Origin of the sequence: Terribium retamae (assembly GCF_022347545.1) — a bacterium.
Lineage (GTDB): Bacteria > Pseudomonadota > Alphaproteobacteria > Rhizobiales > Rhizobiaceae > Mesorhizobium > Mesorhizobium retamae.
Window position 1 is genome coordinate 52,901 of sequence record NZ_JAKREW010000025.1, and the last position, 16,451, is coordinate 69,351.

Genomic DNA, 16,451 nt, shown 5'->3' on the forward strand with positions numbered 1-16,451 from the left:
TCAGTCCATGAATCGGAAAGGCCGGGGCAAGCCCCGGCCTTTCTTCGTTGAAGCATTCGCTTTTTCGTTGAAGCATTCGCAGCCTAAGTCGCCACCGGCTGTTGGCGCTGTGCCGACGTGAAGGGTGGGAAAGCAAGTGCGATCAGGAACGCCGCGATACCGATGATCGACGAGCCGATGAAGAGCCAGTCATAGACGTCGAAACGGTCAAAGATCCAGCCGCCAGCCATTGGACCGAGCGCCATGCCGAAGCTGGAAGCCATGGTGAGGGCGCCTAGTACGGATCCCATGACCTGCTGGCCGAAATATTCCCGCGCCAGAACTGCATAGAGCGGCATCACCCCGCCATAGGCTGCGCCGAAGATGACGGCGAGCATATAGAAGGTGGTGAGTGCATTGGCGGAGAGGTAAGCCGCAATCACGAGAGCCTGGACGAGCAGGCCCACGACCAATGCGCGTTTCGCACCGAAACGGTCGGCCGCGACGCCAAACAAGAGACGACCGCCGAGGCCTGCGATGCCTTCGACGCTATAGATGCTGACGGCGGCCATCGCGGAAATTCCACAGGTAATGGCGTAGCTCATGATGTGGAAGATCGGGCCCGAATGCGCTGCGCAGCATAAGAAATAGGCGCCGGCCAGAAGTGCGAACTGCGGTGATCGAAAGGCCTTCGACAGCTGGTTTTCACTCAGGCCGACAGAAACCGACGCGCCACCTGCCGAGACCGATTTGCTGGACGGTGCTGGCTTGGCATTTCTGACAAAGAGCGCTGCAGGAAGAAGGATCACGCTAGCGAGCAACCCGATCGTCATCATTGCGGTTCGCCAATCGTAGTTGGAGAGCAGCCATGCCGCGAAAGGCGATATGGTGGCGGGCGCTACGCCGACACCCGCGGAAACCAAGGAAACCGCGAGACCGCGATGTTTGTCGAACCAGCCGGTCACCGCCGCCATCATAGGCGCGAAGAAGGCGCCTCCTGCCAAACCGACGCCGATGCCGTAAGCAAGCTGGAACGCGAGCAGGCTCGTTGTGCGGCTGGCTAGGACCAGGACGACGCCGAGCAGGACGGAGCCGATCAGTACCACGGGGCGAGCACCGAAACGGTCGGAGAGCGTGCCCCAGCCGAAGCTGGAAGCCCCCATCACCAGGAAATTGAGCGTCATCGCGCTGGAAATGCCGGTACGGGACCATCCGGTTGCGGAGGAGATGTGCGGCATGAACACGGCCAGCGAAAACATAGCGCCGATGGTCACGCAGGTCATCAGTGCACCGATTGCAACGATGAACCATCGATATGCATTTTGTGTCTCGGGTGTAGACATTGAAATTTCCTACAGGGAATGCGGGGACAGCCGGCCGCGTGAATGGAGACGCCGAGCCGCGCTTGAACTTCTGCGTGCCTATTCAGCGGTGTAGGATCGCGCTTTGCCTGTTTCGATCAACTCGCGCAGATGGTTGTTGATGAGGCTGGTCCAGGCTTCGTTGCAAAGATCGTAACATTCGGCTCCCGGAACCAGGCCGACATGGGTGAAGCGGATTTCCGTCTTGTCGCCTTTTCTGGAGATGTCGAATACGATCTCCGTGTCCTTCCACTCCTCTTGGTCCTCGAGGATCGTGATCTCGGAATCGAGTACATGCCAGACGACCTTACGGCCCGGGACGAGTTCCGTCGTTCTATGCCTGCTGTAGTGGATATCACCGTAGCGATAGGTCCACTCGCCGTTGAGGATGTCGGTTGAACCTTCGATGTTCTTGCCCCACCAGTCACGTGGCCGGTTGATCGCTTCGAAGGCTTCGTTCGTGGACTGATCCACCAGGATCGTGGCGGTGATGTAGCCGTTGGTCATTGTGGTATTCCTCGTGCGTTGATGTCATTGCAGACCGTAGTGGCGGGAGCCGAAGGGCGAGAGTGACAAGTGTGACGGGATTCCGATGGACTCACTGATCACGGCTGCAGGACAGGCGCTTGCGCGCGGTGATCCCCTCGGCGCGCTGAAGCGGGTCGCCTTGCGCGACGATGCGGCCGCACTCGCGTTGCGCGGTATCGCGATGGCGCAACTCGGCGACCTCGTTCGCGCCAAGGCGCTTCTAAAGAGCGCAGCGCGTGCGTTCGGCCCGAAAGAAGCCGTGGCGCGCGCTCGCTGCATTGTCGCTGAAGCCGAAATCGCGCTCGTCTCGCGCGATCTCACCTGGCCGGTCAAGGCGCTTGACAGTGCCCGCGTGACGCTGGAAGCGCATGGCGATCACGCGAACGCCGCGCATGCGCGTACGCTTCAAATTCGACGTCTCCTGCTGATCGGTCGCCTCGACGAAGCTGAAAGCTTCATCGCAGACCTTGCTCCTACGCTCTTGCCGCCGCCCCTGCGGAGCACGCTTCAGCTTGCCGTTGCCGGGATTGCGATCCGGCGCCTGCACATCAAGGAAGCGCGCAGGGCGCTGATGCGGGCGTGGCAGGCTGCTCAACAAGCTGGGATCCCGGCGTTGGGAACAGAAGTGGAAAGTGCTGCGCTGGTGATCGACACCCCTGCCGCGCGTCTCATCATGAAAGGCAAGGCGCGCCCGCTGCTGCTCGAGGAAGTCGAGGAGCTGTTCACGACGGGGACATTCGTGGTGGATGCCTGTCGCAATGTGGTGCGGGGCGGAAACACGGTGGTTTCTCTGGCGACACGGCCGGTGCTGCTCGCACTTGCCCGCACGCTGGCAGAAGCATGGCCCGGCGACGTCTCGCGGGAAAAGCTACTCTCCCGGGCCTTCGGCGCCAAACATGCGGACGAATCGCACAGGGCGCGGCTGAGGGTTGAAATTGGCCGGCTGCGCGCGGAACTGCGTGGACTTGCGGACATCAGCGCCACGAGCGGGGGGTTCAAGCTGGAGCCGCGTCGCAGGAGTGATGCTGTGGTGCTGGCGCCCTTGGTCGAGGAAGAACATGCGGCGGTACTTGCTTTCCTGGCTGATGGGGAGGCGTGGTCGAGTTCGGCACTGGCCATAGCATTGGATGCCAGCCCGCGTACGGTGCAGCGGGCGTTGGAACAGCTTTCGGCCGCCGGCAAGGTGCAGTCGTTCGGGCGCGGGCGAGCGCTGCGCTGGGTGACGCCATCGGTCCCGGGCTTCCCGACAACCTTGTTACTCCCCGGACCTCTGCCAAGCGGTTAGGCTCTTTGCCGATGACAACAGCTGCGCCGCATTGCGCGTGTGGCTCAACCCCAAGCAAGGATAGACCCATGAAACCCACTCCAGCCGAGATCCTTCGCGAGTATGGTCCCTTTTCGAACGACGTTCATGGTGTGACCTTCGATGGCGAGAATGTGTGGTTCGCCACCGGCGACAAGCTGAATGCGCTCGATCCCAAAAGCGGCGAGCCTGTCCGTACGATCGACATGGTCGCTCATGCCGGGACTGCTTTCGACGGCGAAAACATCTACCAGATCGCCGAGGCTCAGATTCATAAGATCGACCCGAAAACCGGCAAGGTGCTCGCCACGATTCCGGCGCCCGGCAATGGTGGCGATTCCGGCATGGCCTGGGCGGAAGGCTCACTCTGGGTCGGGGAGTACCGTGCCCAGAAGATCCATCAGATCGACCCTGAAACCGGCAAAATCCTGCGTTCGATCGATTCCAACCGTTTCGTCACAGGCGTTACCTGGGTGGATGGCGAGCTTTGGCATGGAACCTGGCAGGGCGACGAAAGCGAGTTGCGACGCATCGATCCGCGCACCGGGGAGGTTTTGGAGGAGTTGACCATGCCGGATGGAATGGGTGTCTCCGGACTCGAATCCGACGGCCACGACACGTTTTTCTGCGGTGGCGGCAAGAGCGGCAAACTCCGGGCCGTGCGACGGCCTCGTCGCGACATCGCGACACAGCAGGCTTGAACCGGCAACCTTTCGACCCTCGGCTCGTTTCTCCTTTGAACCAATCTATTGTGTCGATTGGTTCCAGCGCGGGTACGTAGCGCGATCATGCCTTGATAGCGCCACGTGCTTGGTTCTAAGAGGGGCGCATGTCGATTTGGGACCGCATCGGCGATTTCATCGCCCGAGTTTCAACCTCTGCCTCGGCTGGTATAGCCGAGGTGGTCGAGGCCGTGCGCACGGTTTTTTCCGGTGATGCCGAATTGCGCAGGCGCGTTTCCTTCTCGGTTGCGATGATCGCGCTTTCAGCCAAGATGGCCAAGGCCGACGGTGTTGTCACCCAGGACGAAATCCGCGCCTTTCGCGAGATCTTTGAGGTGCCGCAGGAAGAAACGCACAATGTCGCCCGGCTCTATGATCTCGCCAAGCGCGATGTTGCGGGTTTTGAAGCCTATGCTGAAAAGCTCGCCAATCTCTGCGGGTCCGGCCATGCCAATTGCATGATGTTGGAGGATATCCTCGACGGCCTTTTCCACATCGCCACTGCCGACGGTGTGCTGCATGAGCGGGAAGGGCAGTTCCTGCACCGGGTTTCCGAAATCTTCCGGATCGAAGAAGCACACTACAAGACGATCCTTGCCCGCCACGTGCATCTAGGCGCGGATGATCCTTATGTCGTGCTTGGCATCGAGCGGGGTCGCCCGTTCGATGAGGTCAAGAGGCGCTACCGCAAACTGGTCGCCGAGAACCACCCCGACAAGGTCATCGCTCGCGGCCTGCCGCAGGAATTCATCAAGATCGCCACGACACGTGTTGCCGCGATCAATGCCGCGTATGAGATGATCGAGCGGGATCTGGCCCCCGCATGAGCGGCTTTTCGCCCGATCACGCAGGAGCCGAGGTCAGGGTGTCGCCGAATTTCGGGCCGCGTCGCGGTCCGTTTCGTCCTGACATGGTGGTGCTGCATTATACGGGCATGGAAACAGGCGCCGGTGCCGAAGCGTGGCTGTGCAATCCTGCCAGCGAGGTCTCTGCACATTACCTGGTGCATGAGGATGGCCGCATCGTACAAATGGTGCGCGAAAGCGACAGGGCTTGGCACGCGGGGAAGAGTTCGTGGCGCGGCCAGACTGACCTTAATTCGGCTTCTGTCGGTATCGAGGTCGTCAATCCCGGCCATACACTCGGCTATCGGCCTTTCCCCAAGCGACAGATCGAGGCAGTCATAGCGCTTACTGCCGATATCGTCTCTCGTCACGGTATCGTGTCGGAGCGGATTTTAGCCCATTCGGATGTGGCACCCGGTCGCAAGGTCGATCCTGGTGAAAAGTTCCCCTGGAAGGTGCTGTGCGCCGCTGGTGTTGGTCATTGGGTGGCGGCATCGCCGGTTCGAAAAGGGCCCGTTCTTCAGGAAGGCGATGTCGGCGGGAATGTCGAGCAGTTGCAGTCACTGCTTGCGCTTTATGGCTATGGTATTGAAATCACCGGCGTTTTCGATCCGTTGACGCGCATTGTCGTTGAGGCTTTCCAGCGCCATTTTCGCCCCCGCCTGGTTGATGGTATTGCGGATGGGTCGACCCTGCGGACGTTGCGGCGTCTGGTTGCTTCCGCCACGGCAAGTCTTGACTGAATATTTTTATCCGGCGTTTAATATTACATTCTGTAACATGAATTGAATTGTGCGGCCTTCATTGCCGCCAAATCGGGCTCCAAACGCAAATCCACACCGATGCAGGACAAATGGAAGTCTAGTCCGGCATCCATCGTAGGATGCTGCGCGAAGTTCTTCGTGCGGCCAAGAAAAACAGGACCACATGCAGAAACCGTTCGTTGTAGCGGCAGCCGTTGCTGCCGGCGTGATTTCTTTTGCCTTCGCTTCACAGGAAAGCTTCGCAGCTAGTCCAAGAGTTGATCAGGGCTCTCCGGTCGTGACGCGGGCTGTAGCCACCACGCCGGCCATGAAGACGACTAAGACCACGGGCACCGCGAAGGTTGGTAAGAAGGCCAAAGTTGCCGCAACTGCCAAGGTCACCAAGGCAGGTATCAAATCGACTGTAGAACCTTGCCCTTATCTGTTTGGATGCTCGAAAGCCGCCAAGCCAGCAGCGGCCAACGCCGTAACGACCGCCAAGCCGGCAGCCGTCAAGGCGGTAACGACCGAGAAGGCCAAAAAAGGCACCAAAACGGCCAAGGTCAAGACCAAGGTGGTCTATGATACGGTCACCACTGCCTCTATCGCTTCAGGCGTCGCACGGCCGAGCACCTCGGGTGACGGTTCTCGCTATTCCACCATCGTGTCGCGTTATGCTGCCGCCTACGGCGTGCCCGTGTCGCTGGCCCATGCGGTGATCAAGATCGAGAGCAATTACCGGCCGGGCATGGTCGGCCGCGCCGGCGAGATCGGCCTGATGCAGATCAAGCCGGCCACGGCGCGCATGATGGGTTACAACGGCTCCGCCAAGGGTTTGCATAATCCCGAGACCAACATCAAATATGGCATGAAGTACCTTGGAATGGCCCGGGATCTCGGTGGTGGCACCACGTGCGGTACCATTCTCAAATACAATGCCGGCCACGGCGCCAAGCGCATGAACCCGATCTCGTCTGCCTACTGCCGCAAGGTGGTGGCGCAGATCGGCGCTGCGGGCTAACCGGTTTGAAGCGGTCGATCGCGTCCTCTTGCCTTTTCGACCGCGAAAGCCTTTATACGCCTGCCAGCTGGCCGGGCGGCCGCACCAGCGAGAGCCGAAAGGCTGCGGGTGAGGAAAGTCCGGGCTCCATGGAGACACGGTGCCGGCTAATGGCCGGCGGGGGCGACCCCAGGGAAAGTGCCACAGAAAGCAAACCGCCGCGGTTTTCCGCGGCAAGGGTGAAAGGGTGGGGTAAGAGCCCACCGCGCGACCGGCAACGGAAGCGGCACGGCAAACCCCACCGGGAGCAAAACCGAATAGGGGCGGTGCGAGGGGAAACTCTCAGGGCTGTTTCCGGCCCACCGCCCGGGTAGGTTGCGTGAGGCGCATGGCAACATGCGTCCAAGATGAATGGCCGCCACGTTCCGCTTCGCAAGGAGCGGGGCCATACAGAACCCGGCTTACAGGCCGGCTGGCATTTTTCTTCAGAATTCAGCGGCTTCGCGCCATCGGCGCGGAGTTTGAGTCAACGTGTTGCTAGAGCATTTTGTAGCCAAGTGGAGTCACTTGGCGTTACAAAAATGCGGCGAAAACAAAACCTCGGAGCGTTTCCGTAAAAACGGAAACGCCCCAGGTGGGCTCGCGGAGATCGGTTCTGCGCACGAAGTCCGATGACTAAGGCAATTGCCTATCCAGCGAGTTCTTGATTGCTGCCCACAGCTCTTCGGCCGGTTCGCAGCCAACGGCCAGCCGCACGAAGCCGGGCGGCACGGCATCGCCACGTTTTGTTCGCCGCTCCGCAGAAGTATGCACGCCACCAAAGGAGGTTGCGGCGGCCATCAACTCGCAGCCGTTGATGAAGTCCTCGGCTTTTTCTTCGGAATCCAGCTCGAAGCTGATCAGGAAGCCAAAGCGTTCCATCTGCGTGCTGGCCAAATTGTGAGAGGGGTCGCCAACCAGTCCTGGAAACCGGATGGATCTGACGGCCGGATGCGCCTTGATGCGCGGTGCGATCCGTTCGGCGGTTGTGCACATGCGGTCGAAGCGCACCTCTAGCGTTTCCAAGCCGCGATGCAAAAGCCATGCATCGAACGGGCTCGAAATGCTGCCTGAAGTGGTGCGCCATTCCCTTACTGCCGCCATCACGCTCTCGTTGCGGCTGGCGACATGGCCGGCCAATACGTCGGAATGGCCGTTTGGCGCCTTGGTATCGGCGGCAACGACGATATCGGCACCAAGGTCGAGCGGGCGCTGTCCAAAGGGCGTCATGGTGGTGTTGTCGACAACAAGCAGCCCGCCAGCCTTGTGGATCGCTTCGGCTGCCGCGGCGAGATCGCAGATGTCCAGCGTCGGGTTGGACGGGCTTTCCACGAACACAAGTCTGTAGCCGTCGAAACCGCCGTCGAGGAAGGAAGCGGTCGGGCGGGTGTCGAAACTCACGCCGAAGGCGCCGAGAAAGCGGTCGGCCAGGATGCGCGTCGTGTGGTAGCCGTCGGATGGCAGAAGGATGTGATCGCCGGCCCTCAAAAGCGCGAAGAACACCGCTGAAATCGCGGCCATCCCCGAAGGGAAGGCAAGAGTCGGAGCGTTTTCCAGGCGCGACAACATCTCTTCCGTCCCATCCCACGTCGGATTGGAGAAGCGTCCATATTGATGGAAGCCGGTCGAATCGCCAGGCGCGTGGAAAATCGAAGCCATTGTCAGCGGGAGCGGGATGGCATCACCTCTGGAAAGACCCCCGCGCCTCAAATGAAGGAGCCCGGCGGCGCGAGAGGAGGGGGATTCGGACATGGCGGATCTCGGAATGGGCTTTGGACAAGGCAGGAGCTGCAACGATCTTGCTTCGGGGAGCAATTTTGACGCTAGGTCCAGCACCCCGTCGGGGCAAGAGCCAACCGCCCCTTAAACACTTCGTTAGGCTTAATGGAGGATAAACGCGGCAGTGCCTGCAATGTCGCCTGCAAAGGGGTTTGTGTAGCCTGCTCCCGTTGACGCCCATGATGCCCCATGATATCCCATTTCACTAATCAAGCTTTCGTTTCGTGTCAGGGTGAAGCGTGCGCCGAACGGCCAGTCGCGGCGGCTGCGCATTCGTCGATTTTCGCTCTGTCGGAAGTTCAGAGCTTGGTGAAGGGGCGGTGCCGCGGCGGCATGGCAACGAGGAAGTCGGAGGGTGCGGCGGCGCAAGCGGCTGCGATGTGTCATGGACCGTTTTTTGTCAAATGCGGTGAACCGGATCGACGCCAAAGGGCGCGTCTCCGTACCGGCGCATTTTCGTACGGTTCTGCAGAAACGCGGCTATTCGGAACTCTATGCACTGCGCTGCCTGGATCAGGCGGCGATGGATGTCGGCGGGCTCGACCTGCTCGATCGCTACGAGCAACGCATTGCGCTGGAGGATCCGTTCCAGCAGACGGCGGACGATATGTCCTTCTTCTGTCATGGCGACGGCACCTTCCTGAAGCTGGATCAGGATGGACGCGTCACGTTGACCGATTTCATTCGCGAACATACCGGCATAACAACCGAAGTGGCCTTCGTGGGGAGAGGCAGTTTTTTCCAGATATGGGAGCCGGCCAAGCTGGCCGCCTACGGTGCGGCTGCGCGAGCCAGGCTCTTGCATCTTCGGCAGGGAACGAAGCCAGGGGAGCGGCCGGAATGACGGTGGGCCACGGCGATGATCTCCATGCCGACGGCGGACCGACCCGCCATATTCCGGTCTTCCTCGCCGAGGTTCTGGAAGCGCTTGCGCCTCGGCCGGGCGACACCGTTATCGACGGCACTTTTGGTGCGGGCGGCTATACTAAAGCGATCCTGGAGAGCGGTGCATCCGTCATCGGCGTCGACCGCGATCCGGATGCCATAGCTGCGGGGAGGGAACTGGAGCGGCAGTCGGGCGGACGGTTGAGGCTGGTGCATGCGCCGTTCTCGACACTCGACCAGCATGCGGAGGCCGTTGACGGCGTCGTGCTCGACATCGGTGTTTCCTCGATGCAGCTCGACCAGGCCCAACGCGGCTTTTCCTTTCGCTTCGACGGTCCCCTCGATATGCGTATGGCGCAGAGCGGGGTGAGCGCTGCCGATGTCGTAAACACTTTCAAATCAGGCGACCTTGCCCGCATTTTCGGCTTCCTTGGTGAAGAACGCCATTCCGGCCGCATCGCTCGCATGATCGAAGCGCGCCGGTCCAAGAAGCCGTTCGAACGTACGCTCGATCTGGCCGATGCCATCGAAACCCACATCGGCCGCAAGCCGGGCGACAAGATCCATCCGGCGACCCGCGTCTTCCAGGCGCTGCGCATTTTCGTCAATGACGAACTGGGAGAGTTGGCAAAGGCTTTGCTTGCTGCCGAACGTGCGCTGAGACCTGGCGGTCGGCTGGTTGTGGTGACGTTCCATTCGCTCGAAGACCGCATCGTCAAACGGTTTATTGCCGATCGCTCCGAGCAGGCCGCAGGCTCTCGCCATATGCCGGAAACGCAGATACGCGCGGCAACCTTCCGCAAGCAGGGTGGCGGAACGACGCCTGGCGATGCCGAGCTCGCCATGAATCCGCGTGCGCGTTCTGCCAGGTTACGCGCCGCGATCCGTACCGACGCGCAAGCCCGCGTCGGCGACCTTGCCCAATTCGGTCTTCCAAAGCTTCCCGGCATTGCGTTGCCGGGCGAGAGGTAAGCACGTGTTTCGCACCAGTGACATCATCCTGATCGCCGTGATGGTCTCGGCTGCCGCCATGACCTACAAGATCAAGCGCGATGCTGAAGTGCAGCAGGCTGCAGTCTACAAGATACAGGCACAGATCCGCACCGAGGAAGACCAGATCGATCTGCTCAAGGCCGACTGGAGCCTGCTGACGCAGCCGGCTCGCCTGCAACGGCTTACCGAACTCTACAAGGACCAGCTTGGCCTGCAGAACGCCGATGCGCGCCAGATCGTGCGGCTGGAAGAACTGCCCGAAAAGCCGCCGCTGACCATCGAGGACATCATGGCCGAGAGCGGTGGAGAAGGGATCGACAAGGAAAAAACCGCTTCGATTGCCAAGGACAAGGCAGGCGCCGACAAGTCGAAGGCTGCCGGCAAGGCGAAGGCGACCGAAAAGAGGCCGGTTGCTGCGGCTGCCAAGCCGAAATCGACAGCCAAGGACAAGGTGGCCAGCAATACCAAGGTCGCGGTCGTGGACAAGATTGCAGAAAAGATCGAGGACGGAGCTGACGAATGATCGGCATTCTCAACAAGCTCCTGAATCGCTCGCGACGTGGCGAAGACGGCTCGATCGTGGTGGACAGTGCCCGGAAGGCAACCGGGGGCAAGACCCGCACCCGGGTCGTCATGACGATGGCCGTGTTCCTGTCCATCTATGTCGCCATCACCGGCCGACTGGTGTGGTTTGGCTTCCAGGGACCGACCGATTCCGGCCCGCCGCCGAGCCGTGTGACGGCTTCGCGCCCCGATATCGTCGATCGCAACGGTGAGGTACTGGCCACCGATATCAAGACCTCGTCGCTGTTCGCCGAGCCGCGCCACATTGTCGACGCCGATGAGGCGATCGAGAAGCTGGCCACGGTGCTGCCGGAAATCGACTATGAGCAGACCTACAAGAAGCTGAAGAGCGGCGCCGGTTTCGTCTGGTTGCAGCGCCAGCTGACGCCGAAGCAGCAGTCCGAAATTATGCAGCTGGGTATTCCGGGCATTGGTTTCCGCACGGAAAAGCGCCGCTTCTATCCGGCGGGCGAAACGGCTTCCTACATCGTCGGCCTGACCAATATCGACAATCAGGGTATCTCCGGCATGGAGAAATACATCGACGACCAGGGTCTGGCTGACCTGCAGTTGTCGGGTCTTGCGGTCGCGAAGGATTTGAAGCCGGTCAAACTGTCGATCGATCTGCGCGTACAGCATATCGTGCGCAACGAAGTTGCGGAGGCGATGCAGAGATACCATGCGATCGCGGCCGGTGGCGTGGTGTTCAACGTGAAGACCGGTGAAGTGGTCGCCATGGCTTCGGTGCCGGACTTCGATCCCAACAATCCCTACAACGCCCAGGATAAGGATCGGCTGAACCGCATGTCGGCCGGTCTCTACGAAATGGGTTCGACCTTCAAGAGCTTCACCACCGCAATGGCGCTGGATTCCGGCAAAGTTACGCTGGAATCGAAGTTCGATGCTTCAAGGCCCATTACCATCGGCCGCCAGACCATCCGCGACTTCCACGGCAAGGGGCGCGTGCTCAGTGTGCCGGAAGTCTTCATCTATTCATCCAACATCGGCTCCGCCAAGGAAGCAGACGTTGTCGGCATCGAAGGCCACCGCGAGTTCCTGCATCGCCTCGGCCTGCTGGAAAAAATGAAGACCGAATTGCCGGAAGTCGCCAAGCCGACCGAGCCAAGGGTCTGGAAAAAGGTCCATTCGATCACTGCGGCCTTCGGCCACGGCATCTCGACAACGCCCCTGCAGACAGCGGTCGGATGTGCAGCACTGATGAACGGCGGCTTCCTGATCGAGCCGACATTCCTGGCCCGTACCGCCGATCAGGCAATGGAAGCCGCCAAGCGCGTGGTCAGCGAGAAGACCGTCGAGGGCATGCGCTATCTCTATACGCTGAATGCCGAAAAAGGATCCGGCAAGAACGCTCGCGTGCCCGGCTACCGTGTCGGCGGCAAGACCGGTACGGCTGAAAAGGTCATCAACGGTCGCTACTCCAAGGATGTCCGCTTCAATGCCTTCGTGGCGGCTTTTCCGATGGACGATCCACAATATATCGTGTTGACCATTATCGACGAGCCGAAACCGGAAATGCCCGGCCGTGGCGCTACTGCGGGCTCCAATGCAGCCCCCATGGTGGCCAACATCATTCGCCGCGCGGCGCCAATGCTTGGCGTGAAGCCAGATTTCGGCCAAGAAAATGCTGCAACGCTGGTGTCATACTGAGTGATTCTTGTTGGCGCGCCGGCCAAGCGCGCCGTTTTGTTAGGTGACTGGGGATCGATGAAGCTTAGAGATTTAGCCGGTATCCTGCCTGTCGAGGCTTCCTCCGACATCGCGGTGACCGGCGTCACGTCGGATTCCCGGCAGGTGCAGCCCGGTGATCTGTTCTTTGCCCTTTCGGGGACCAAGACGGACGGTGCGGCTTATGCGACTGAAGCGGCAAATCGCGGCGCAAGCGCCGTTGTTGTCGCAAAGGGCGCCCAAATTCCCGGCGTCGATATTCCCGTTCTTTTCGCCAACGATCCCCGTCATGCGCTTGCGCTCGCAGCCGCGCGCTTCTTCGGCCGTCAGCCGCGGACCATGGTCGCCGTGACAGGTACCAGCGGCAAGACCTCGGTTGCCGCCTTCACACGCCAAATCTGGGAACACGCCGGCTTCGCGGCTGCGTCTATCGGCACCACCGGTGTGGTTGCGCCCGGACGCAACGAATATGGCTCATTGACGACACCGGACCCGGTTGCGCTGCATCGGCTGCTCAAGGAACTCGCCGACGCCGGCGTGACGCACGCTTCAATGGAAGCCTCCAGTCACGGCCTCGATCAGCGCCGCCTGGACGGTGTCGAGTTGGCCGCAGGCGCCTTCACCAATCTCGGTCGCGACCACATGGATTATCACCCGACGGTCGAGGAGTATCATCAGGCCAAGCTGCGCCTGTTCGATACGCTGCTGCCGAAGGGTGCTCCGGCTGTGATCTTCGCCGACGATCCGTGGTCCGAACCGACCATCGCGGCTGCGCGGGCAGCGGGGCTTTCCGTTTTGACCGTTGGACGGCACGGTACGTTCCTGGAGCTCAAGCGCGTTGAGCACGAGCGTCACCGCCAGCGCGCTGAAATCATGGCCGACGGTATCATCTACGAGATCGACCTGCCGCTGGCTGGAGATTTCCAGATCTACAATGCGCTGGTTTCAGCAGGCCTCGCCATCGCCACCGGCACGCCTGCGGCCAAAGCCTTGCCGGCACTGGAAAAACTGAAGGGCGCGCCGGGCCGTCTCGATCTCGTTGGTACGACCACCGCCGGCGCTCCGGTTTATGTCGATTATGCCCATAAGCCCGATGCGTTGGAGAATGTGCTTGCCTCCGTGCGTCCCTTTACCACCGGCCGTGTACTGGTGGTGTTCGGCTGCGGTGGCGATCGCGACCGCGGCAAACGGCCGATCATGGGCGAAATCGCCACGCGTCTTGCCGATATCGTCATCGTCACCGATGACAACCCGCGTTCGGAAGTGCCCGAGGAAATCCGCGCCGCCATTCTGGCCGCTGCGCCGGGCGCCATAGAGATCGGGGACCGTCGCCAGGCAATCCACGAAGCGGTTGCCATGCTTCACGCCGGCGACACGCTGATCGTTGCCGGCAAGGGCCATGAGGAAGGCCAGACGATCGGCACGCAGACCTTGCCGTTCTCTGACCATGAGGAAGTACGCGTTGCGCTCAGGGAGCGTGCCGCATGAGTCATCTCTGGACAGCTGACGCCCTGGTCGCAGCCGTTGCCGGCCGCCCGATCGGCAACATGCCTGAAGGCATCAGTGGGATTTCCATCGACAGCCGTACCTTGCAACCTGGCGAAGCCTTTTTCGCCATCAAGGGCGAGGCGATGGACGGGCACGATTTCGCCACCGCCGCAATCAAGGCCGGCGCCGGCGTGCTGATCATAGCCGAAGGCAAGCTACCGGCGCTCGGCCGGCTGACAGCACCGATGATCGTCGTGCCGGATGTGCTCGTCGCGCTGGAAAAACTCGCCATCGCTTCGCGTATGCGGTCCCGCGCCAGGATCATCGCGGTAACCGGATCGGTCGGCAAGACCTCCACCAAGGAGGCGTTGCGTCATGTGCTGTCGGCGGTGGGCAGGGTCCATGCTTCAGCTGCCTCGTTCAACAACCACTGGGGCGTGCCGCTGACGTTGGCGCGTATGCCGCAGGATACCGACTACGGCGTGTTCGAAATCGGCATGAACCATCCGGACGAGATCCGTCCGCTCGTGAAGATGGTGCGCCCGCATGTCGCCATCATCACGGTGATCGCCGCCGCACATCTCGGCTTCTTCCGCAATCTCGATGAAATCGCCAAAGCGAAGGCGGAAATCTTCGAAGGCCTGGAACCGGAAGGCGCCGCTCTGCTCAATCGCGACGACCCGCGCTCTACACTGCTCGCCAAGATGGCTCGGCAGGCCGGCGTCGCCCATGTCTTCGGCTTTGGCGAAGCGCAGCGTTCGACCTACCGCATGATCGATTGCGTTGTGGAAGCCGACCATTCGATCATCACCGCCAAGATCGCCGGCAAGGAGCTGGTCGTGCGGGTCGGCGCGCCCGGCCGTCATATGGCGCAGAATGCGCTGGCGGTCCTGGGTGCCGCCCATCTCGTGGGGGCCGAGGTGACGCGAGTGGCGGAAGCCTTGGCCGATCTGTCTGCCGCACCAGGCCGCGGCGCACGCCATATGCTTTCGCTTTCGGATGGTCCATTCACGCTCATCGACGAGAGTTATAACGCCAATCCCGCCTCGATGAGGGCGGCGTTGACTCTGCTCAGGGACACACCGGTGGCCGAAGGAGGGCGTCGTGTCGCCGTGCTCGGCGACATGCTGGAACTCGGAGCGCAGTCGCAGAAGCTGCATGCGGGACTGGCCGAGATGGTGACGGAATCGCATGCCGACATGGTGCTCCTGGCGGGCCCCGAAATGCAGGCCCTGGCCGATGCGCTGCCGGAGGGCACCAACGTCACCTATCAGGCGACGACCGAGGCGCTGAAACCTTTGCTGCTCGGCGCTTTGCGGCCCGGCGACGTGGTGATGGTGAAGTCGTCGAAAGGCATCGGCTTCGCCAAGCTGGTCGACACGCTGCTCAAGACATTTCCGGCGTATCCCGCCGAAACTGCAATTTGAAGGGTCCGGGGGACGAAAACGGATGTTCTGGCTTCTCGTCGACTTTGCCGACCACGTCGCGGTCTTCAATGTCTTCCGCTATATCACCTTTCGCACGGGTGGCGCACTGATCACCGCGGCCTTGATCGTCTTCATCTTCGGCCCGACGATCATCAATTCGCTGCGTGTGCGTCAGGGCAAGGGGCAGCCGATCCGCGCCGACGGCCCGCAGACGCACTTCAAGAAGGCGGGCACGCCGACCATGGGCGGTTTGATGATCCTGACCGGCATCATCGGATCGTCGCTCCTGTGGGCCAATCTCACGAGCATCTATGTGTGGGTGGTGCTGTTCGTGACGCTGGGCTTCGGCGCTATCGGTTTTTACGACGACTATCTGAAAGTCACCAAGCAGTCGCATCTCGGCTTTTCCGGCAAGGCCCGGCTGGCGTTGGAATTTGTCATCGCCGGCATCGCCGCCTGGATCATCATGCGCAGCGGTCAGCCACCATTCTCTTCCTCGCTGACCTTTCCATTCTTCAAGGAACTGATCATCAATCTGGGGTGGTTCTTCATTCCCTTCGCGGCCTTCGTGGTCGTGGGCGCGGGCAATGCGGTAAACCTGACCGACGGACTCGACGGGCTTGCGATCGTTCCGATCATGATCGCTGCGGCTTCCTTCGGTGTCATCGCCTATCTGTCAGGTAATGCGGTGTTTGCCGAATATCTGCAGATCCATTTCGTGCCGGGCACAGGCGAACTGGCCGTAATCCTCGGCGCGGTCATTGGCGCCGGTCTCGGCTTCCTGTGGTTCAATGCACCGCCGGCGGCGATCTTCATGGGAGACACCGGGTCGCTGGCGCTGGGTGGCCTGATCGGAACCGTCGCGGTTGCCGTCAAGCACGAGTTCGTCATGGCCATTATCGGTGGCTTGTTCGTATTGGAGATCATGTCGGTGATCATCCAGGTCGGTTATTTCAAGATGACCGGCAAGCGCGTCTTCCTGATGGCGCCGATCCACCACCATTTCGAAAAGCTCGGCTGGACCGAGAGCCAGGTCGTCATCCGTTTCTGGATCGTTGCCGTCATGCTTGCGCTGATCGGCCTTTCCACCCTCAAGCTGCGATAGGAAC

The 16,451-nt window shown here is 61.1% G+C and carries 14 protein-coding genes, 1 other RNA gene and 1 pseudogene; 13 read left to right on the top strand and 3 right to left on the bottom strand.

What is annotated here, in order from left to right; genetic code table 11:
* Nucleotides 1-83 precede the first annotated feature (83 nt).
* Together L4923_RS21025 and L4923_RS21030 are read right to left on the bottom strand one after the other, a co-directional pair.
* Nucleotides 84-1,322, bottom strand: a complete 1,239-nt coding sequence (locus L4923_RS21025) for an MFS transporter (RefSeq protein WP_239368753.1) — start codon at nt 1,320-1,322, stop codon at nt 84-86.
* A gap of 78 nt (nt 1,323-1,400) precedes the next feature.
* Nucleotides 1,401-1,847: an SRPBCC family protein gene (locus L4923_RS21030; RefSeq protein ID WP_239368754.1), complete on the bottom strand. Its 447-nt coding sequence runs from the start codon at nt 1,845-1,847 to the stop codon at nt 1,401-1,403.
* Nucleotides 1,848-1,932: 85 nt separating this feature from the next.
* Between L4923_RS21030 and L4923_RS21035 the strand changes: the two genes are divergently transcribed.
* From L4923_RS21035 to rnpB, 6 genes are all read left to right on the top strand, one after another.
* Nucleotides 1,933-3,153, top strand: coding sequence for a helix-turn-helix domain-containing protein (locus L4923_RS21035; protein ID WP_239368756.1), 1,221 nt, complete (start codon nt 1,933-1,935; stop codon nt 3,151-3,153).
* A 68-nt stretch (nt 3,154-3,221) separates the two neighbouring features.
* Nucleotides 3,222-3,872 (top strand): Vgb family protein, encoded by a 651-nt coding sequence (locus L4923_RS21040; RefSeq protein WP_239368758.1) that lies wholly within the window; start codon nt 3,222-3,224, stop codon nt 3,870-3,872.
* Nucleotides 3,873-4,000: 128 nt separating this feature from the next.
* Nucleotides 4,001-4,720, top strand: coding sequence for a J domain-containing protein (locus tag L4923_RS21045; protein ID WP_239368760.1), 720 nt, complete (start codon nt 4,001-4,003; stop codon nt 4,718-4,720).
* Nucleotides 4,717-5,481 (top strand): peptidoglycan recognition protein family protein, encoded by a 765-nt coding sequence (locus L4923_RS21050; RefSeq protein WP_239368762.1) that lies wholly within the window; start codon nt 4,717-4,719, stop codon nt 5,479-5,481. Before L4923_RS21045 ends, L4923_RS21050 begins: the two co-directional genes overlap by 4 nt.
* A gap of 184 nt (nt 5,482-5,665) precedes the next feature.
* The gene (locus L4923_RS21055; RefSeq protein WP_239368764.1) at nt 5,666-6,502 is read left to right on the top strand and encodes a lytic transglycosylase domain-containing protein; all 837 of its coding nucleotides are present in this window, start codon (nt 5,666-5,668) and stop codon (nt 6,500-6,502) included.
* 63 nt (nt 6,503-6,565) lie between these two features.
* Nucleotides 6,566-6,961, top strand: an RNA gene (rnpB, locus tag L4923_RS21060) — RNase P RNA component class A.
* A 195-nt stretch (nt 6,962-7,156) separates the two neighbouring features.
* Here rnpB and L4923_RS21065 read toward each other — a convergent pair.
* Nucleotides 7,157-8,272 carry a cystathionine gamma-lyase gene (locus L4923_RS21065; RefSeq protein WP_239368766.1) on the bottom strand — a complete coding sequence of 372 codons (1,116 nt, stop codon included), beginning with the start codon at nt 8,270-8,272 and terminating at the stop codon, nt 7,157-7,159.
* Between the two features lie 412 nt (nt 8,273-8,684).
* Between L4923_RS21065 and mraZ the strand changes: the two genes are divergently transcribed.
* The 7 genes and pseudogenes from mraZ to mraY all read left to right on the top strand — a co-directional run bounded on the left by mraZ (nt 8,685) and on the right by mraY (nt 16,447).
* Complete coding sequence (gene mraZ, locus L4923_RS21070) at nt 8,685-9,143, top strand: division/cell wall cluster transcriptional repressor MraZ (RefSeq protein ID WP_239368768.1); 459 nt, start codon at nt 8,685-8,687, stop codon at nt 9,141-9,143.
* On the top strand, nt 9,140-10,156 hold the full coding sequence (gene rsmH / locus L4923_RS21075) for a 16S rRNA (cytosine(1402)-N(4))-methyltransferase RsmH (protein WP_239368770.1): 1,017 nt from the start codon (nt 9,140-9,142) through the stop codon (nt 10,154-10,156). The genes mraZ and rsmH overlap by 4 nt, the downstream gene beginning before the upstream one ends.
* 4 nt (nt 10,157-10,160) lie before the next feature.
* Nucleotides 10,161-10,526: pseudogene (gene ftsL / locus L4923_RS21080) on the top strand (cell division protein FtsL); the annotation flags it as partial.
* A gap of 170 nt (nt 10,527-10,696) precedes the next feature.
* Complete coding sequence (locus L4923_RS21085; protein WP_239368772.1) at nt 10,697-12,409, top strand: peptidoglycan D,D-transpeptidase FtsI family protein; 1,713 nt, start codon at nt 10,697-10,699, stop codon at nt 12,407-12,409.
* Between the two features lie 57 nt (nt 12,410-12,466).
* Nucleotides 12,467-13,915, top strand: a complete 1,449-nt coding sequence (locus L4923_RS21090) for a UDP-N-acetylmuramoyl-L-alanyl-D-glutamate--2,6-diaminopimelate ligase (RefSeq protein WP_239368774.1) — start codon at nt 12,467-12,469, stop codon at nt 13,913-13,915.
* Nucleotides 13,912-15,342 (top strand): UDP-N-acetylmuramoylalanyl-D-glutamyl-2,6-diaminopimelate--D-alanyl-D-alanine ligase, encoded by a 1,431-nt coding sequence (locus tag L4923_RS21095; protein ID WP_239368776.1) that lies wholly within the window; start codon nt 13,912-13,914, stop codon nt 15,340-15,342. The genes L4923_RS21090 and L4923_RS21095 overlap by 4 nt, the downstream gene beginning before the upstream one ends.
* A 22-nt stretch (nt 15,343-15,364) precedes the next feature.
* Nucleotides 15,365-16,447, top strand: a complete 1,083-nt coding sequence (gene mraY / locus L4923_RS21100; RefSeq protein ID WP_239368778.1) for a phospho-N-acetylmuramoyl-pentapeptide-transferase — start codon at nt 15,365-15,367, stop codon at nt 16,445-16,447.
* Nucleotides 16,448-16,451 lie beyond the last annotated feature (4 nt).